The organism is Rhizobium sp. L9, assembly GCF_002531885.1.
Classification (GTDB): Bacteria; Pseudomonadota; Alphaproteobacteria; order Rhizobiales; family Rhizobiaceae; genus Rhizobium.
In genome coordinates, this window is sequence record NZ_NWSZ01000018.1 from 20957 (window position 1) to 38447 (window position 17491).

Below are 17491 nucleotides of genomic sequence, written 5' to 3' on the forward strand. Positions count from 1 at the left end.
TCTCCGCTGGGGAGAAGAGAGGTGTAAGCAGCGCCTTGGTCTCCTTCAGTCCACCGCACTCTCCGCCATCCTCGGGCTTAACCCGAGGATCCAAACCGCATCCATCAGCAGCAGCGGGCATAGATCCTCGGGTCGAGCCCGAGGATGACGGAGTATCTCCGGCCCCATCCGCAGACTCGTTAGAGACGCAGCTCACTCTCGGCATCGAACACCGAAGCTAACGCCATGTCGAAGCTCAGCTTCACCTTGGCGCCGACGTCAAAGCGGCGTGCGCCGTTGACGCGGACCGACATCGTGTGGCCCGCATGTTTCAGCCACAGAAGATTGTCCGCCCCCATCGGTTCCTCGATATCGACGGTAGCGTCATGTTCTTCGCCGCCGGCATTCTCGTTGACCTTGATGTGTTCGGGGCGGACGCCGAGTACCACCCTGCGGCCGGGCCGCAGCGTCTCGTTGGCGCCATAGGCGGCGAGCGAGAAGTTGACGCCGTTTGCGGTAAAAGCGATGCCGTCACCTGTTTTGACCAGTTCGCCGCGCAGAAAATTCATCGACGGCGAGCCGATGAAGCCGGCGACGAAGAGGTTGCGCGGCCGGTTGTAGATCGTCGTCGGGTCGTCGAGCTGCTGTATGATGCCGCTCTTCATGATGGCGATGCGGTCGGCCAGCGTCAGCGCCTCGATCTGGTCGTGCGTCACGTAGATCATCGTGTTCTGTAGCGACTGATGCAGGCGCTTGATTTCGACACGCAGTTCTGAACGCAGCTTGGCGTCGAGGTTGGACAGCGGCTCGTCGAACAGGAAGACGTCGACATCGCGCACCAGCGCCCGGCCGATTGCCACGCGCTGGCGCTGGCCGCCGGATAGTTCGGCGGGCTTGCGCTTCAGGAGCGGCTGGATCTGCAGGATCTCGGCCGCACGCGCCACGCGTTTGTCGATCTCGGCCTGCGGCACCTTGGCGACGCGAAGGCCGAAGGAGAGGTTCTTCTCGACGGTCATCTGCGGATAGAGCGCATAGGACTGGAAGACCATGCCGATGCCGCGATCCTTCGGCTCTTCCCAGGTGACATTCTTGCCCTTGATGAAGATCTGCCCTTCCGAAGCGTCGAGCAGGCCGGCGATGCAGTTGAGCAAGGTCGACTTGCCGCAGCCGGACGATCCGAGCAGCACCAAGAATTCGCCGTCGTTGATCTCAAGGTTGAGATCCTTGAGCACGCTGACTGATCCGAAATTCAGCGACAGATCTTTGATCGAGACGCTGGAATTGGAGACAGTTGAATTCATGTTCATGTGATCACCCCTTCACTGCGCCAGCGGCGATGCCGCGAACGAAAAGCCGCCCGGAGACGAAATAGACGATCAGCGGCACCAGACCGGTGAGGATCGTCGCTGCCATGTTGACGTTGTATTCCTTCACACCCTGGACGGAATTGACGATGTTGTTGAGCTGCACGGTCATCGGATAGGTATCTGGCCGGGTGAAAACCACGCCGAACAGGAAGTCGTTCCAGATGCCGGTGACCTGCAGGATCATGGCGACAACGAAGATCGGCAGCGACATCGGCAGCATGATCTTCAGGAATATCTGCCAGAAGCCCGCCCCGTCGACGCGCGCCGCCTTGAACAGTTCCTCCGGCAGCGACACGAAGTAGTTGCGGAAGAGCAGCGTCAGGATCGGCATCCCGAAGATCGAATGCACTATGACGAGGCCGGTAAGCGTGCCGTAGATGCCGATTTCACGCAGGATGATGACGATCGGATAGATCATCACCTGATAGGGAATGAACGCTCCGATGATCAGGATCGAGAAGAAGAGCTCCGAACCCTTGAATCGCCAGTTTGCCAGCGCATAGCCGTTCACCGAAGCGATGGCGATCGAGATGATGACAGACGGCACCGTGATGCGCACCGAGTTCCAGAAACCGCGCGAAAGGCCGTCGCAGTTGAGGCCAGTGCAGGCCTCCGCCCAGGCCTTGACCCAAGGTTGGAAGGTGATCTCCACCGGCGGCGAGAAAATGTTGCCGAGACGGATCTCCGGCATGCCCTTCAGTGAAGTCACGACCATCACATAGAGCGGCAGCAGATAATAGAGCGCTGCAACCGTCAACGTTCCGTAGAGCATGATGTTGCGCGCTGACAGCGTCGGGCGCGGCTTCGGACCGCTCGGCCCGTCGCCGAGCCTCCGTGAGACGGCGTCGAAGCCGACAGCCGTGGTGTTGAGAGTTTCGATATCAGCCACGCTTGCGCCCTCCTCCGAACTCCAGATAGGCCCACGGAACGATGATGATCGCGACTGTGACCAGCATCATCGTCGATGCGGCGAAGCCCTGACCGAGATTCTGCGCCTGGAACATGTAATCGTAGACGTATTTGGCCGGCACTTCCGATGATATGCCGGGACCGCCCGAAGTCTGCGCCACCACGAGGTCGTAGACCTTGACGATGCCGGAGGCGATGATGACGATCGTCGTGATGAACACGGGCCGCATCATCGGAATGACGACGAGCAGGTAGGTCTTCCACATCGGGATGCCGTCGACGCGGGCCGCTTTCCAGATATCCTCGTCGATGCCCCGCAGACCGGCAAGCATCAGGCACATGACGAGGCCCGTTCCCTGCCAAAGCGCCGCGATCAGAATCCCGTAGATGACGATTTCGGGCGTATAGAGCGGATTGAAGGTGAAGCTTGTCCAGCCGAGCGAACGCACCACCGACTGGACGCCGAAATCTGGGTTCAGAACCCATTGCCAGACGAGACCGGTCACGATGAAGGACAGCGCGAAGGGGTAGAGAAAGATGGTGCGAAAAGTGTTTTCGAAACGGATCTTCTGATCCATGAGTGCGGCGAGCACAAATCCGATGACCAGGCTGAAGATCAGCGAGAGGACGCCGTAGAGCGCCAGATTTTCGATCGCAGTAACCCAGCGGGGTGCCGCCCAGAGACGGTGATACTGGTCAAAGCCGACGAAGCTCAACCGCGGGAGGAGCTTGGAATTGGTGAAAGAATAAAAGACCGTCCAGAACGTGCCGCCGACAAAGATCACCAGCGCTGTCAGGATCATTGGGATGGACGCAATCTTGGCGTTCAGATTGCGCAGTAACTTGTTTGGCCGGCCTGCTTGCGCTTGACCCGTCATGAACACTTCTCCTCAAATCGCAGCTGCGGCCGGTGACGGCCGTCTCTCACCCCTGCCCGCTGGATCGGCCGGATGGGCCGGCAAGACCATCGAAACTTGCGGGAGGATCCGGCTCCGCGGAGCCGGATCGCAAGGGCAGTGAATCTGCCGATCAGTCAGCCGAGGCGATGATTTCGGCGAAACGCTTCTGCGCGGCCTCCGGCGTCATCGACGGGTTGGCGAAGAATTCGGAGAAGAGGTCCTCCTTCTGCTTCTGGCTGTCGGCCGAAAGCAGCTGGTCGGTGCCCTGGATCACATTGCCCTTCGCCAGGATGTCGAGACCCTTCTTCATGCAATCGTTGGCGGCGGCAAGATCGACGTCGCCACGAACCGGCAGCGAACCCTTCTTCAGGTTGAAGGCAACCTGGGTCTTGGGATCGAGCAGGGTTTTGGCGAGCACGGCCTGTGCCTTGGACTTTTCCTCATCCTTCAGCAGCGGGAAATAGAAGGCGTCGCCGCCGGTCGAGATGATCTCGTTGACGCCGAGGCCCGGAAGGCAGGTATAGTCGGTGCCGGCCTTCTGACCGGCGAGTGCGAATTCGCCCTGCGCCCAGTCACCCATGATCTGGCCGCCGGCCTTGCCCGTGATGACGAGATTGGTCGCCTGGTTCCAATCCTGGACATTGCTGCCCTTGGACATGCGGCGGGCGTCGTCGGCAGCCTTGAAGACCTTGGCGATCTCGGGTCCGGCGGCGACCTCTGCATCCTTGTCCTTGAAGACCTTGTTGAACACGTCCTTGCCGGCGACCGCTACCATAAGCACGTCGAAGGCGCCTGTCGCCTGCCATGGCTGACCGCCGACAGCGAGCGGAATGATACCGGCCTTTTCGAGAGCCGGAGCGGCAGCGACGAATTCGTCCCAGTTCTTCGGAACCTCGACACCGGCCTTCTTGAAGGCAGCGTTCGAAAGCCACAGCCACTGCCAGGAGTGGATGTTGACCGGAGCGCAGTAGATCTTGCCGTCGATCGTGCAGGAATCGAGCAGGCTAGACGGACGAATAATGTCCTTCCAGTGCTCCGCGGTCGCGACATCGGTCAGGTCGCGCATCAGGCCCGCCTGGACAAGCTCTTCCGCCTGGCGGCCATGGTTGAACTGGGTGGCGCCCATCGGGTCGCCGCCGGTGATGCGGCTGATCATGATCGGGCGCGCAGTTCCGCCGGAACCGGCGATAGCGCCGTCGACCCAGTGGTTGCCGGTAGCGTCGAATGCCTTTGCCAGCTCGGCGACAGCAGCGGACTCGCCGCCGGACGTCCACCAATGGGTGACTTCGAGGTCGGTGGCGCTGGCGCTGATCGGAAGTGCTGCTGAAGCGGCGAGCATAGCCGCCATCATACGGATTTTCATGAGTTCTCCTCCCTCACTGAAACGTTGCCGGAAAAACTTAGATCAATCGATTTCCCCACGCAACTGCCCGCCCGTAAATTTTTCTTTAAAGATCCATATTGCGACTTCTGGCTGTTTCAGACGAACTCTCCACACCCGGCAAATCGGCAATCGGGCAGACTTTTCCGCACTTGCTTCATCCGATTATTTATCTGAAATTGAATGGAAAGTTGGATAATTTGGCGTCGATCCCCGCGCTGCCTTTTTCGCAGCTGCCGAAAAAATCTGCGAGTATGACCGATTCAACCTATGAGAATGATATTGCGACGCACACAAGAAAAACCGCTCGACATTTCTACTGTATCGTTACAGATTGAATTCCTCAGGGAGGCGCGATTTTGGCAGGCGGCGGGCTTACCGCGCCTGAAAAAGCCTCTATAAGCGAGACCAATTCGCGCAAGGCGGCCTACAGGGATGGAAAACAAGGGAAATTTCGGACAGGCGACATCGACGGCGGTGACGCGCGAGCGTCCGACATTGAAGACGATTGCCTTCATGACCGGCCTCGGCGTGACAACGGTATCGCGTGCGCTGAAGGACGCGCCGGATATCGGCGCCGAAACCAAGGAGCGGGTGCGCATGGTCGCCCGCCAGCTCGGCTACCAGCCGAACCGGGCGGGCGTGCGCCTGCGCACCGGCAAGACCAACGTCATCGCCCTTGTCCTCAGCATCGACGAGGAGATCATGGGCTTTTCGAGCCAGATGGTCTTCGGCATATCGGAAGTACTGTCCGGCACGCCCTATCATATCGTCGTGACACCGCATTCGCACAGCAAGGACCCGATGCTGCCGGTGCGCTATATCCTCGAGACCGGCTCGGCCGACGGCGTCATCATCTCCCGCATCGAACCGGACGATCCGCGCGTGCGGCTCTTGTCCGAGCGCGGCATGCCCTTTGCCACGCACGGGCGCACCGATGCAGGTCTCATCCACCCCTTCCACGATTTCGACAACGAGGCCTTCGCCCATCAGGCGGTGGAACGCCTTGTCAAACGAGGCCGGCGCCGCATCGCCCTGCTGCAGCCACCGAGTAAGCTCACCTATTACGCCCATATCCGCATCGGCTTTCAGACCGGCCTGCACGACTACGGCGCTGAGGAGGTGCCGTTGCGCGTCAACACCGACGCACCGCTTGCCGATATCCGCGACATCGTCGAGGTGATGATGCGCTCGGCCAATGCGCCTGATGGCATCGTCTGCTCGGCCGGCAGCGCTGCGATCGCTGTCAATGCCGGCATAGAAGCCGCCGGCAAGGCGCTCGGGCGCGATCTCGACATGGTCTCCAAGGAGTCGGTGCCGATCCTCAACTGGATCCGCCCCGAAATCATCACCGCTCAGGAGGACGTGCGTCAGGCCGGCCGCGAAATGGCCAAAGCCGTCATCGCCCGCATCGACGGCGTCGAACCCGAACTGCTGCAGAGTATCAGCCAACCGATCTGGCCGGAAAACACCAGATAGGGCGATGGCGGAATACGAGCGGAGAAAAGCCGCGGCGCGGCTGACTGGCGGCTGCGGTGTAGTTCACCGGCCGTTAGTGGTAAAACCCGCCCGTGGCTACTCTCGGCCAGAGGCGGACTGCTCAGTCCGAATGAGACGGAAATTTAAACCCTGCCCATTCAACCCGTTCCTGCCAGTCCGGAAGACCAGCAGATCGGAAACGGTCAATCTGTCTGTGCTTCCGAGCAATTTGGCGCGGGTCACCACCATCCCTTTTCAGGTGACGTAGCTGCTCACGGGCGACCCAGAGTGCGTCACGCCAAACTTCTTCTGAAATCCATTTGCCACCCATGGCTTTCTACCTGTTATTTTCATCCCTGTATCGATACACGAGACCACATTGTCCGCTACTGGCGCAAACGGACCATCGCCAGATCGCAATGATCGGCTTTCATCGACGTCAAGGCCGACCTGGAAACCCTGTATCAACCTCGCCTGCATCCCTCGATCCGCTCCTCGCCAATTGCTCCTGCACAGCCTTGATCTTCGGATTGCAGCCCTCGCCGCGGCGTCGCGTGATCGAGTGGATGCCGCGAAAAGCAGGTGGGGCAAGCGGTTTGACGATCACCCTGCCGCGGAAATCGCGAAGCGCCAGGCCCGGCACCACCAAAATCGAGCGGCCGGCTTCGACAAGCGCGAAAAAAGCCTTGATTGCCAGCCATCCCGCAGGTGAGCCACGGGGAAATCGACAGAATGCATGAAAGCAGCGTGCCTTATTTCAGCCAATGGGAAACGCCCGGCATGACGCTGCCTTTGCTGGCCGAGGGATCGCAAGCGCTGCTCAGCGACCCGCTCTGGCGCCATTCGGGAGCCGTGACAATCGAGGAATATGCGTGCTGGGCGGTGAATATCTGCGGCATGGCCTGCCTGAAGATGATCCTTGCTGCGCGCGGTGAGATCCATCCTACTCTCGAGCTTGCCCGCGCCTGCACGGTTTACGGCGGCTATGTCGTCAACGAGATCGAAGGCTCGATCAAGGGACTGATCTACGCCCCCTTCGTCCGCTTCGTGAGCGAACGTTTCGGCCTCGGCGCCGAGACGATGACCAATGTCGAGACGTCAGCCATCCCGGAACTCTTGTCGAAACGCCGCTTCTTCATCGCCTCGGTGCATTCGGCCATCCGCTGGCCGGAGCACGAGCCGCCGGCAAAGGGCGGTCATCTCGTGCTGGTGACATCAGCCTCGCAGGAGACGATCCGATTCCACAATCCGTCCGGCCATGACGCGACGAGCCAGGCCGATGTCACGCTGCCGCTTGCCGTCTTCGATCGTTTCTTTGCCAAGCGCGGCATATCGATCGAGGCCTGATCTCTCAGACATCCCACCGCTTCGGAGGCTTTCATGACCCCTTCTCCCAACAGGCTGCGCATCGCCGTGCTCTTCGGCGGGCGTTCGGCCGAGCACGAAGTTTCCATCCTCTCGGCGACCAACGTGATGGCCGCCCTGGAGCCTGAGAAATACGATGCCTTTCCCGTCTTCGTCACCCGCGAGGGACAATGGCTGCTGAGCAGTTTCAAGGACGGTAGGCTCACCACGCCCTCGTCAGGCACGGAAATCTGCCTCGTGCCGGGCGGCCGCGGGCGCATGCTGGCCACCCCCTCTCATGGCGCGCCGCATGAATTGCCAAAAATCGATATCCTGTTTCCCGTGCTGCACGGCCCGCATGGTGAGGACGGATCGGTGCAGGGCGCAGCTGAAGTGGCGCGCGTGCCGCTCGCCGGCTGCGGCATCCTCGGTTCGGCCACGGCCCTTGACAAGGATATCGCCAAGCGCCTGCTGCGGGCGGCAGGCCTGCCGGTGGCGCGCGCCGTGACGATCCATGAAGGCGCCGCCCCTTCACTCTCCGCGCTCGAAGGCGAACTCGGCCTGCCGCTCTTCATCAAGCCGGCACGGCAGGGATCGTCGGTCGGCGTCGCCAAGGTCCATGCCAGCCAGGAATTCGCCGCAGCGCTCGAGCAGGCCTTCCGCCACGACCGCACTCTGCTCGCCGAGGAATTCGTCGCCGGCCGCGAGATCGAATTCAGCGTGCTCGAGGATACCGACGGCAAGCTCTTCGTCTCCCGCCCGGGCGAGATCGTGCCGGCCGAAAGCCACGGCTTCTACAATTACAATGCCAAATATATCGATGAGAACGGCGCCGCCTTGAAAGTGCCGGCCGACCTGCCGGCGGAGATCGAGGCCGCCATGCGCGACGTGGCCGCACGGGCTTTCCGGGCCGTCGGCTGCGACGGCATGGCACGCGTCGATTTCTTCCTGACATCGGACATGCGCTTCGTCATCAACGAGCTCAACACCATTCCCGGTTTCACCGATATCAGCATGTATTCCAAGGCAATGGCGGCAAGTGGCGTCGGCTATGCCGAGATCATCGACCGGCTGGTGGACCACGGAATGGCACGCGCCCACAGGGGCAGGCTAGTTCATGAACAGGTCGGTTCTGATTTCCGGATGTTCCGGCGGCGGAAAATCGACGCTGCTTGCTGAGCTTGGCCGTCGCGGTCATAGGATCGTCGAAGAGCACTGGCCCGCGGATCGTCAAGCAGGAGCTCGAGAGTAGTGGAACAGCCCTGCCCTGGATCGACGCGATTGCCTTTGCCCGCCGCGCGATCGAGATGGCGATGGCCGACTACACGGCAACGCACGAATGGACGGGCTGGACGTTTCTCGACCGCGGGCTGATCGATGCCGCCTCGGCGCTGGAGCACATGACCGGCGAACCGGTCCTGGAACGAATGACCGCCGCCCATCGATACAGCAGAAGCGTTTTTCTGACGCCGCCACGGCCCGAGATCTACACGACCGACCCTGAGCGCCGCCATGGCTTCGAAGAGGCCGTCGCAGAATATGATCGGCTCGCCGCAACCTATCCGACACTCGGTTACGACGTCGTCATACTGCCAAAAATCGGGGTTGCCAAACGGGCCGATTTCATCCTCGATTGCCTTGGGGCGAATTAGAGCTTTTCCGGGTTAGATTGAAGCATTCTGTTAGCTCAAACGGAGTCGGATGGTCGACCGGCCAGCGCGTGTCGTAGCCCAGTTCTACGGCCAAGCCGGCCGGTCGATCAGCGGGCCCGTTTCAGCCAACCCTCCCGCAGATTTACCCGGCAAATCTGCAAGACTTTAGAACCGCCGGAAGCACCTATCGCTTCGCCACGGCGAAGCGGTGCGGCCGGTGGACCGGGCATCTCTAGCCAGGATCAAAGGCGATCGGCTCGGACGTACCTTGGGGTATGCCCGTCGCCAATCGCCTTTACCCTGACGAAAACCTGCTCCGGCAGAATGCTTCAATCTAGCCCGGAAAGGCTCTAGTCGCCTTAACGCCGACGAAAGACGCACCACTGAAACGACTGCCGGCCCCCGGCAGGCGTCCTATGCTCCTCACGCCACTCGCTTTCCAGGACGAATGCGGAGGAGAATTCCGACGCGAGCGCCGCCGCATCGTAACGCTGAACCGGCAGACCGCTGCACCGCTCCGGCCCGTCAGGTGCGAAGGTGGCGATGATCACGACGCTGCCCGGCGCCGTGCCGGTTTCCAGGGCGCGGCGATAGGCGATCCGCTGCTCCGGCTCGGTGAGGAAATGAAAGACGGCGCGGTCGTGCCATATGTCGTAGCACCGCCCTGGTCGCCATTCGGTGACATCGGCCATGAGCCAGGCGACCCGGGCGGCGTCACCATGCAGCCGTGCCTTGGCGACATCCAACGCCGGCGCAGCGATATCGAGAACCGTGAGGTCGGACCAGCCGCGCTCGAGGAGACGGTCGACAAGGCTCGACGCGCCGCCGCCGACATCGATCAGCGCGGCCGTAACCGGCACATGCAGCTCGTCAAGCGCCCTGAGCGAAGGCGCGGGCGTCGGCTGATACCAGCTGACGTTGTCAGCCGCTTTCGTGCGGTAAACCTCGTCCCAATGTTCCTGTTTTGCGGCCGTCATCCGCTATTCCCATTTCTTGCAGCACCGATCCTGACCTATCAAGATGTAAGGATTGAGGCATGCCTCGATCGCTTACCGCCCGGTCTTAGGAAGCTAGGTGACGATAGACGAGATCGGCAGGATCAGTTCGAGGCGCTGCCGGATCAAGACGCGCCCCCAGCCGTTCGGCAACGGCAACGGATGCAGAATTGTCAGGCGCGATATAACTGACGCGCGACGACAGTTTGGGCGTCTGGAAGGCCCAGTCCCGCAGCGCCGAAGCCGCCTCGGTCGCATAGCCGCGGCCCTCGAACCCGTCATAAACGAACCAGCCCAGCTCCTTTTCCGGAAAGAGCGGCCCATGGTTGATCCCCACCTGGCCGATGCATTGGCCGGTTTCGCTGAAGTCGATCATCATCGCGCCGTGCCCGAAAAGCTGCCAGAGAGCGACGTCGTGACAGAACATCCCCCACGCCGCCCGCAGATCAAAGGGCCGCCCATCCCGGCGGACCGTGGCGAGGCCATTATCGGGGCGTAGGCATCGAAGTCGTCGATGTCAGACATACGAAGCTTCAGACGCTTGGTTCGGAGGCTAATAGCGCCCGCCTCTGACATGTCTCGCCCTTCCGCTAGTTTTCGAACGCCGGAGCGAACCGAAGCACCCCGCTTGGCGCCGGTCCGTGAAAAACAATCCGCTGCACGAGCCGCGTATCGAGATCATGATATGTTAATTGGCCGTCGCTGCTGAAGCCCGCCCCGCTATAGACCTCGGGATTGCCGATCAGCGCGCACCCCCTCGCGCCCATCTCCTTCAGCAATTCGAGCCCCTTCGCCGTAAGCGCCCTTCCGATGCCCTGCCGCTGTCTCTCCGGCGTGACCGCTATCGGCCCCAGCCCGAACCACCCGTCATGTACTCCGTTGACCGTCACCGGCGAGAACGCGACGTGCCCCAGGATCTCGCCATCCTCCTCGGCAATCAGCGATATCGCAAGATCGCCGCTCAAGCGAAGCCTCCGGATGATCTCCGCTTCCGTACCCTCGCTATAGGGCATCGGCTTGAAGGCGGCCGAGGTCAAATTCTGAATCGCTTCGATATCTGCCGGCGTCTCGTATCGGATGAGCATTCCTTTAGTTCTCCGGAACGGTCTTCCGCAAATGCTATGAAGGGAAAGTCGGAAATCAACAAGCCAGTTTGCACAGGCAGAAACAACACAGTTGTCGGGTCAGGCAGCGATCTCACAAGAAAGCCCGGCGCAACGGCCGGGCTTCCTCGATGTCTTTCTCCGCAAACCTCAGAAGGTCGCCGCACCGCTGCCCCAGGGGCCGTGGTGGAAATCCTTGCCATCGAGGCGGTCGAAGCCGTGAGCGCCGAAGAAGTCGCGCTGGGCCTGGATGAGGTTGGCCGTCCCCCTGCCTTGGCGGTAGGCGTCGAAATAGCTGAGCGCCGAGGTCAGCGCCGGCACCGGGAGGCCGGCGGCGAGAGCGGCGGTCACGACGCGGCGAAGCGCCGGGATCGATTCCTTGACCATGGATGAGAAGGCCGGCGTGACGATGAGGTTCGCCGCATCGGGCGCATCGGTGAAAGCCTTGGTGATCTCATCGAGGAACTGCGAGCGGATGATGCAGCCGGCACGCCAGATCTTCGCGATAACAGGCATCGGCAGCGACCAGTTGAACTCCTTGGAAGCTTCCGCCATCACAGCGAAGCCCTGCGCATAGGCGCCGATCTTGCCGGCAAACAGTGCCAGTTCCAGATCCTTATTGAGCTCGGGCCCGTAGGCGGTCGGGAAGACGCTGCCGAGATTACCGAAGATCTTTTCGGCGGCTTCGCGCTCAGACTTCATTGAGGAGAGGCTGCGGGCGGCAACCGCGGCTTCGATCGCCGTTGCCGGAATGCCCATGTTCTGCGCCTCGATCGCCGACCACTTGCCGGTGCCCTTCTGGCCTGCCTTGTCGAGGATCATGTCAACCATCGGCCCCCCGGAGACGGGATCGCTCGCCGCAAGCACCTTCTCGGAGATCTCGATCAGATAGGAGTTCAGCCGGCCCTTGTTCCACTCGCCGAAGATGCCGGAGATTTCGGAGGCGCTCTTGCCGAGACCGTCTCGCAGGATGCCGTAGATCTCGGCGATCATCTGCATGTCGGCATATTCGATGCCGTTATGGATGGTCTTGACGAAATGGCCGGCGCCGTCATTGCCGAGCCAGGCGACGCAGGGCTCGTCATTGTAGCGGGCGGCAATCGACGTCAGCACCTTCTCGACGCGTTTCCAGGACTCTTCGGTACCGCCGACCATGATCGACGGGCCGTGGCGCGCACCCTCTTCGCCGCCGGAAACCCCCATGCCGATGAATGTCAGTTCCGTATCCTTGAGACGGCCGAAGCGGGCGACGGTGTCGCGGAAATTGGCGTTGCCGGCATCGATCATGATGTCGCCCTTGGCAAGATGCGGGCGCAACGCCTCCATCTGCTGGTCGACAGCGTCACCGGCCTTGATCATGATGATGATCGGACGCGGCGGCCGGATTGCATCGACGAACTCCTCGATGGTCTTGCAGGGAATGATCTGCTTCTTCAGATCGCCGGCGCTTTCGTAGAATTCGTCGGTTTTCTCAGGCGTGCGGTTGAAGACCGCGATTTTATTGCCTTTCTCCGCGATGTTGAGCGCCAGGTTGGAGCCCATGACCGCAAGGCCGATCAGTCCGATTTCTGCCTTTTCCACGACAAACCTCCGATGTGTCATTTGGACCGGTGTTGTGGCACTGTCTCGCTCAAACGGCAAGTCTCGCGAGGGTCTAATCGGTTCGCAAAAGCCATTGAAATGGAGCTTTGATCGTCTGACTTGTCCGACAACTTTTCATCTGCAGCCCGATCCGGAAGCCGCAAAATATTCGCGATCGCCCGTACTGCCCTATCTCATGTTATCATGCGGACCTCGGGAGATATCGTTTGGTTTCGAAAAGACGAAAAGACATGGCGATGCTTGCGGCCCGCGCCGGCCGCTACCGCGAATATGCGCCGCCGCCAGCGCTGCGGCGCCATTTCAGCTGCCTCTGGTCGCATACACTTAGGGACGGGGCGGCGGCGACGGTGGCGATCGTGCCGGATGGCTATTGTGATCTCCTCTGGATGGACGGACGGCTTGTCGTCGCCGGTCCTGACCGGATCGCGGCCTTCCCGATCATAAGGCCGGGCGCGACCGTCATCGGCGCGCGCTTTGCGCCGGGCGCCGCAGCATCCTGGCTGAAGACGCCGCTCTCGGCGCTGGTCGGCCTGTCGGTGCCGCTTGCCGATATCGGACGGAAGGATACGAGCGAATTCGAGGCGCGGCTGCGGGATTGCCCGGACCCCGCGGCCGCCGCGACGCTGTTCGGCCGTCTGCTTGAAGGGGCCGCGCGCGATGAGGAGGAGCCCGCCCAAGACGCCGCCGTGATCTTCGCCGCCGCCGACAGCGGCCGCCCAACCTCCGGCCTGCCCGACCAGCTCGGCATGAGCGAAAGGCAACTGCGCCGCCGCTGCCACCATCATTTCGGCTATGGCGCAAAGACACTGGAACGCATCCGCCGGTTCCAGCGTTTCCTCGACCTCTGCCGCAGGGTGGACACGATGCCACTCGCCCGCATCGCGCTCGAAGCGGGCTTTGCCGACCAGGCCCACATGACACGCGAGGTCGCAGAACTCTCGACTCTCACCCCTGCCATCATTCTTGACCAACTCGGCACGCGGGAAGGATCCGGCTGACCGTTTTGTTCAAGACACCGCCGGCCGGCCTTATTATTCAGGGAAACCCAAATACAAGGACCTGCACCATGGCGACAATGCCTGCAAAAGTCATCCACCAGTCGATCGAGCGCGACTGGCGGGATGTCTACGACTTCGCCCGCAAGCCGGAGAACATGCCGCTCTGGGCCTCCGGCCTTGCCACCGGTTTCGAGCCCGACGGCGCCGACTGGATCGCCCACGGTCCCCTCGGCACCATCAAAGTGAGCTTCGTTCCCGCCAATGAATTCGGCGTGATCGATCATACGGTGACGATCGAATCCGGGCTCCGGGTTTATAATGCCCTGCGCATCGTACCGAACGGCGATGGCTGCGAGGTCATGTTCACGCTGCTGCGTCTGCCCGGCATGACAGATGCGCAATTTGCCGCTGATGCCGCGCATATCGAGAAGGATCTCGTCATGCTGAAAGCCCTGATGGAGAGATAGATGTCTGAAAACTCCGAACACAACGACCGCCGCATCGACTATGTTGAATTCAACGTCTCCGACATCGCCGCCGCCAAAGCCTTTTACGGCTCGGCCTTCGGCTGGCGTTTCACCGATTACGGCCCGAATTACTGCGAATTTGACGACGGCCGGCTGAAAGGCGGCTTCACCGATTTCGGCCCCGTCCGGCCGGGCGGCCCCCTCGTCGTCGTCTACGCCAGGGATCTGGAAGAAGTGCTGACTTCGGTCGAAAGGGCCGGCGGCACGATCTGCCGGCCGATCACCGATTTTCCCGGCGGCCGCCGCTTCCATTTCCTCGACCGCGACGGCTACGAGCTCGCCGTCTGGGCGACGGCGTAAATTAGAGCAATTCCAGCAAAAGTGTGCAGCGGTTTTGCGTCCGGAGTTGCGTTAAAACAAAGAGATAGAACAATTCCGTGGTTCGAAGAAAAACGGAATTGCTGTAGACTACCGATCCATCACGATCAGAGCGCCGATGACAATGCCGCCCGCATCGCGCAGCGGCGACATGCGACAGCGCACCTGGCGGGATACGCCGCCGCCGGTCCGGCGCTCATAAGTGTAGTCGACCTCCCCGCCGGCAAAACAGACGTCCAGCTTATGCTTGGCGCATTCGGCGAATCGCTCCTCGCCGATGAATTCGGAAAGGTGACGCCCGATCAGTTCCATCGGCTTCCTGTCCAGATGGGCACTGTAGGCCGCGTTGGAATAGAGGTAGCGGTAGTCCCTGGTCAGCACCGCCACCCGATCCGGCAGGCTTTCGAGGATCGCGGCGTTGAGGAATTGGCCGTTGTCGGTGTCGGGCACATAGGCTGCCGGCGGCTCGATACGCACATCCTGCGGCGAAGGCACCCGCCAGTCCGGCGCATGCGTGCCGAAATAACAGTCGAGCAGATAGGAAAGCACCGCCGCATGTTCTCTGACACTGGCGCTGTCGTCCGCGTCCCGGGCGACAAGATGGCTGACGAACTGCAATTGCATGTAGACTTCGAGCAGATTGGCCGCCCGGCAGGCCAGGATGGCCTCGACCAGCGGCTCGACATGACGGTCGAGCAACATGACGCGCTGATCGTCGCCTTGGCGTATGGCTTCCTCTATTTGCGCGCAGCGCAAGGAAAAGGCTCGAAAAAGCTCCAGCAAGACGCCTCCCACTCCCATTGTCCCAAGTGGCGTGTCCAAATTGTGTGGCTGCATTTCCCAAATGCGCCCTGAGGTGGATATTATTCTCGCCTTGGTAGTGACGGCTAACATGAAGTTTACTCGTTTTCAATCCGAGAGCACCTGCCGCTTTTCACCGCTGATAAATCAGGGTTTGATTTTCAAGGCGCGAGCGTCTTCTTGATCTGCCAGCGGTCGTGATACCAAAGCCACTGTTCCGGATATTCCCGCACCCAACTTTCCACCTTGTCATTGAGTAGCTGGGCGGCGGCAGGCAGGTCGAGATTGCCTTTGGCGTCGCGCGGCATCTCCAGCCGCGGCTCAATTTCCAGCCGGTAGCGATTCTCCGGAAGGCGGATGCAGCGCGCCGGATAGACCTCGCAATCGAACTGGCGCACCAGCTTCGGCAACAGCGGATTGGTCTTCACCTCTCGCCCGAAGAAGGTGCCTTTCAGCCCCTTGCCGAATTTCTGGTCGACGAGCACGCCCACCCCCTGGCCCGCCTCCAACTGGCGTGCGAGCGCGAAGGAGGAGCCGGCATGCGAGGGCACCAGCTTGCCCATGCGCGCACTGCGGAAGTCGAACACCTTCTTGGCGACATAGGGATTGTTCGGCGGCCGGAAAAGTACGGTGACGGTGAGCCCGAAGGCCGCGCCCGCCACCGGCAGCAGCTCGAAATTGGCGGTATGGCCGGTAAAGACGATGAAGGGGCGCGGATTGTCGCGCAGGTCGAGGAAGATGGGGATGCCCGACACCTCCACCCTGCCCGGCTCCGGCCGTTCGGGGTCGTAGTCGAACAATTCGTCGAGGAAGACGTATTCGGCCGCAAGCCGGCCCATATTTCCCCAGCTGCCGAGCGCGATCTCTTCGATCTCGGCCTCGCTCTTCTCAGGGAAAGCGTTGCGCAGATTGACAAGCATCAGTCTATGACGGCGCGTCCGCCGGCCGAGGCGGCGCATCATCCGGTCGGCGAAGCGAATCGCGCCATCGGCCGGAAACAGCTTCAGCACATTCAGGAAGCCGAACATCACCTGCGCCACCAGCCATTGCTGGAAATTTCTGAGCGCCAGAACGACCCGGGTAATGAACAGCTTCACGTGAGGTCAGTCCATCTTCAGAATGATCTTGCCGAAGATCTGGCGGCTTTCCATCCGCTCCAGCGCCCGGTCGATATCGTCGAATCCGACTTCCGTATCGATGACGGGATGGACGAGCCCGCGGCCCATCTTCTGCATCGCATCGGCCATGTTCTCCATGCGGCAGCCGAAGGAGCCAAGCAGCTTCAATTGCTGCTGGAACAGCATCATCAGGTTCATCTCTGTCGAGACGCCCGAGGTCGAGCCGCAGGTGACGAGGCGCCCGCCGCGCTTCATGCAGAGCATCGAGCCTGCCCAGGTGTCCTTGCCGACATGTTCGAAGACGACGTCGACGCCCTTCTTCTTGGTCAGCTTGCGCACCACGCCTTCGAAACGGTCGGTGCGGTAGTTGATGACGTGATCGGCGCCGAGAGCCTTGGCCCTCTCGATCTTGTCATCGGAACCGACCGTGGTAATCACGGTGCAGCCGATCTTCTTGGCAAGCTGGATCGCCGCAGTACCGATGCCGGAGCCGCCGGCATGAACGAGGATCGTTTCGCCGGGCTCGAGCTTGGCATTGTCGAACAGCATATGCTCGACCGTGCCGAAGGTGACGGGTGCCAATGCTGCGCCGATCGCATCGACACCGGGAGGGGCCGGAACCAGCAGACGCGCCGGCAGGTTCACCTTTTCCTGCGCGAAGCCGTCGAGATGGAAGCCGTGCACGCCGGAGACATGTTCGCAGAGATTGTCGCGGCTTTCGCGGCAGGGACGGCAGAGGCCGCAGGTACGCGCGCCGTAGATCGAAACCAGCTGGCCCGGCAGGACGTTGGCGACACCGGGACCGATCGCCTCGACGACACCGGAGGCTTCCGCGCCGATGACGAGCGGCATCTTGCGCTTGGCGAAAGCCATGCCGCGCCAGCCCCAGACGTCGATATGGTTGAGGGCCACCGCCTTGACGCGCAGCGTCACCTCGCCTGCAGCGGGTGCGTCCGGTTCCGGCAGGTCGGTGATCTCAAGCTTGCGGTCATCGATCAGTTGCAAAGCGCGCATGGCAA

16 protein-coding genes and 2 pseudogenes are annotated in these 17491 nt (G+C 61.4%); 7 read left to right on the forward strand and 11 right to left on the reverse strand.

Annotated elements, in window-relative coordinates; translation table 11 throughout:
* Nucleotides 1-179: 179 nt before the first annotated feature.
* From CO660_RS18515 to CO660_RS18530, 4 genes are all read right to left on the reverse strand, one after another.
* Entirely contained in the window at nt 180-1286 is a 1107-nt protein-coding gene (locus CO660_RS18515) for an ABC transporter ATP-binding protein (RefSeq protein WP_097599960.1), read from the reverse strand.
* A gap of 4 nt (nt 1287-1290) precedes the next feature.
* Nucleotides 1291-2235, reverse strand: a complete 945-nt coding sequence (locus tag CO660_RS18520) for a carbohydrate ABC transporter permease (RefSeq protein ID WP_097599961.1) — start codon at nt 2233-2235, stop codon at nt 1291-1293.
* Nucleotides 2228-3133, reverse strand: a complete 906-nt coding sequence (locus CO660_RS18525) for a sugar ABC transporter permease (protein ID WP_097599962.1) — start codon at nt 3131-3133, stop codon at nt 2228-2230. The genes CO660_RS18520 and CO660_RS18525 overlap by 8 nt, the downstream gene beginning before the upstream one ends.
* A 151-nt stretch (nt 3134-3284) precedes the next feature.
* Nucleotides 3285-4517: an ABC transporter substrate-binding protein gene (locus CO660_RS18530; protein ID WP_085778455.1), complete on the reverse strand. Its 1233-nt coding sequence runs from the start codon at nt 4515-4517 to the stop codon at nt 3285-3287.
* A gap of 453 nt (nt 4518-4970) precedes the next feature.
* On the opposite strand from CO660_RS18530, the gene CO660_RS18535 reads away from it, so the two are divergent.
* The 4 genes and pseudogenes from CO660_RS18535 (at nt 4971) to CO660_RS18550 (ending at nt 9010) form a co-directional block, all read left to right on the forward strand.
* Nucleotides 4971-6014 carry a LacI family transcriptional regulator gene (locus CO660_RS18535; protein WP_097599963.1) on the forward strand — a complete coding sequence of 348 codons (1044 nt, stop codon included), beginning with the start codon at nt 4971-4973 and terminating at the stop codon, nt 6012-6014.
* Between the two features lie 732 nt (nt 6015-6746).
* Nucleotides 6747-7361, forward strand: coding sequence for a C39 family peptidase (locus tag CO660_RS18540; protein ID WP_097599964.1), 615 nt, complete (start codon nt 6747-6749; stop codon nt 7359-7361).
* A 33-nt stretch (nt 7362-7394) separates the two neighbouring features.
* Nucleotides 7395-8537: a D-alanine--D-alanine ligase family protein gene (locus tag CO660_RS18545; protein ID WP_245421343.1), complete on the forward strand. Its 1143-nt coding sequence runs from the start codon at nt 7395-7397 to the stop codon at nt 8535-8537.
* Nucleotides 8476-9010: pseudogene (locus CO660_RS18550) on the forward strand (AAA family ATPase). The gene CO660_RS18545 and the pseudogene CO660_RS18550 overlap by 62 nt, the downstream one beginning before the upstream one ends.
* A 359-nt stretch (nt 9011-9369) precedes the next feature.
* On the opposite strand, the gene CO660_RS18555 reads toward CO660_RS18550, so the two are convergent.
* From CO660_RS18555 to gndA, 4 genes and pseudogenes are all read right to left on the reverse strand, one after another.
* Nucleotides 9370-9987, reverse strand: coding sequence for a class I SAM-dependent methyltransferase (locus CO660_RS18555; protein WP_097599965.1), 618 nt, complete (start codon nt 9985-9987; stop codon nt 9370-9372).
* A gap of 85 nt (nt 9988-10072) precedes the next feature.
* A pseudogene (locus CO660_RS18560) lies at nt 10073-10581 on the reverse strand (GNAT family N-acetyltransferase).
* Nucleotides 10582-10595: 14 nt separating this feature from the next.
* Nucleotides 10596-11090: an N-acetyltransferase gene (locus CO660_RS18565; RefSeq protein WP_097599966.1), complete on the reverse strand. Its 495-nt coding sequence runs from the start codon at nt 11088-11090 to the stop codon at nt 10596-10598.
* Between the two features lie 168 nt (nt 11091-11258).
* Entirely contained in the window at nt 11259-12710 is a 1452-nt protein-coding gene (gene gndA, locus CO660_RS18570) for an NADP-dependent phosphogluconate dehydrogenase (protein WP_176536316.1), read from the reverse strand.
* A gap of 206 nt (nt 12711-12916) precedes the next feature.
* Here gndA and CO660_RS18575 point away from each other — a divergent pair, with 206 nt between their 5' ends.
* From CO660_RS18575 to CO660_RS18585, 3 genes are all read left to right on the forward strand, one after another.
* On the forward strand, nt 12917-13708 hold the full coding sequence (locus CO660_RS18575) for a helix-turn-helix domain-containing protein (protein ID WP_097599968.1): 792 nt from the start codon (nt 12917-12919) through the stop codon (nt 13706-13708).
* A gap of 68 nt (nt 13709-13776) precedes the next feature.
* Nucleotides 13777-14175 carry a polyketide cyclase gene (locus CO660_RS18580; RefSeq protein WP_097599969.1) on the forward strand — a complete coding sequence of 133 codons (399 nt, stop codon included), beginning with the start codon at nt 13777-13779 and terminating at the stop codon, nt 14173-14175.
* The gene (locus CO660_RS18585; RefSeq protein WP_085778464.1) at nt 14176-14535 is read left to right on the forward strand and encodes a VOC family protein; all 360 of its coding nucleotides are present in this window, start codon (nt 14176-14178) and stop codon (nt 14533-14535) included.
* Nucleotides 14536-14643: 108 nt separating this feature from the next.
* Here the strand turns inward: CO660_RS18585 and CO660_RS18590 are convergent, their stop codons facing one another.
* From CO660_RS18590 to CO660_RS18600, 3 genes are all read right to left on the reverse strand, one after another.
* Nucleotides 14644-15336 carry a PAS domain-containing protein gene (locus tag CO660_RS18590; RefSeq protein WP_176536317.1) on the reverse strand — a complete coding sequence of 231 codons (693 nt, stop codon included), beginning with the start codon at nt 15334-15336 and terminating at the stop codon, nt 14644-14646.
* 179 nt (nt 15337-15515) lie between these two features.
* Nucleotides 15516-16451 carry a lipid A biosynthesis lauroyl acyltransferase gene (locus tag CO660_RS18595; protein WP_085778467.1) on the reverse strand — a complete coding sequence of 312 codons (936 nt, stop codon included), beginning with the start codon at nt 16449-16451 and terminating at the stop codon, nt 15516-15518.
* A gap of 6 nt (nt 16452-16457) precedes the next feature.
* Complete coding sequence (locus tag CO660_RS18600; RefSeq protein WP_097599971.1) at nt 16458-17486, reverse strand: zinc-binding dehydrogenase; 1029 nt, start codon at nt 17484-17486, stop codon at nt 16458-16460.
* Nucleotides 17487-17491 lie beyond the last annotated feature (5 nt).

What these genes read in the sequence shown, in the direction of transcription:
- CO660_RS18515 (WP_097599960.1), bottom strand. Translation starts at nt 1,286, where the DNA reads ATGAACATGAATTCAACTGTCTCCAATTCCAGCGTCTCGATCAAAGAT.
- CO660_RS18525 (WP_097599962.1), bottom strand. Translation starts at nt 3,133, where the DNA reads ATGACGGGTCAAGCGCAAGCAGGCCGGCCAAACAAGTTACTGCGCAAT.
- CO660_RS18540 (WP_097599964.1), top strand. Translation starts at nt 6,747, where the DNA reads ATGCATGAAAGCAGCGTGCCTTATTTCAGCCAATGGGAAACGCCCGGC.
- CO660_RS18535 (WP_097599963.1), top strand. Translation starts at nt 4,971, where the DNA reads ATGGAAAACAAGGGAAATTTCGGACAGGCGACATCGACGGCGGTGACG.
- CO660_RS18585 (WP_085778464.1), top strand. Translation starts at nt 14,176, where the DNA reads ATGTCTGAAAACTCCGAACACAACGACCGCCGCATCGACTATGTTGAA.
- CO660_RS18555 (WP_097599965.1), bottom strand. Translation starts at nt 9,987, where the DNA reads ATGACGGCCGCAAAACAGGAACATTGGGACGAGGTTTACCGCACGAAA.
- CO660_RS18600 (WP_097599971.1), bottom strand. Translation starts at nt 17,486, where the DNA reads ATGCGCGCTTTGCAACTGATCGATGACCGCAAGCTTGAGATCACCGAC.
- gndA (WP_176536316.1), bottom strand. Translation starts at nt 12,710, where the DNA reads ATGACACATCGGAGGTTTGTCGTGGAAAAGGCAGAAATCGGACTGATC.
- CO660_RS18565 (WP_097599966.1), bottom strand. Translation starts at nt 11,090, where the DNA reads ATGCTCATCCGATACGAGACGCCGGCAGATATCGAAGCGATTCAGAAT.
- CO660_RS18580 (WP_097599969.1), top strand. Translation starts at nt 13,777, where the DNA reads ATGGCGACAATGCCTGCAAAAGTCATCCACCAGTCGATCGAGCGCGAC.
- CO660_RS18545 (WP_245421343.1), top strand. Translation starts at nt 7,395, where the DNA reads ATGACCCCTTCTCCCAACAGGCTGCGCATCGCCGTGCTCTTCGGCGGG.
- CO660_RS18530 (WP_085778455.1), bottom strand. Translation starts at nt 4,517, where the DNA reads ATGAAAATCCGTATGATGGCGGCTATGCTCGCCGCTTCAGCAGCACTT.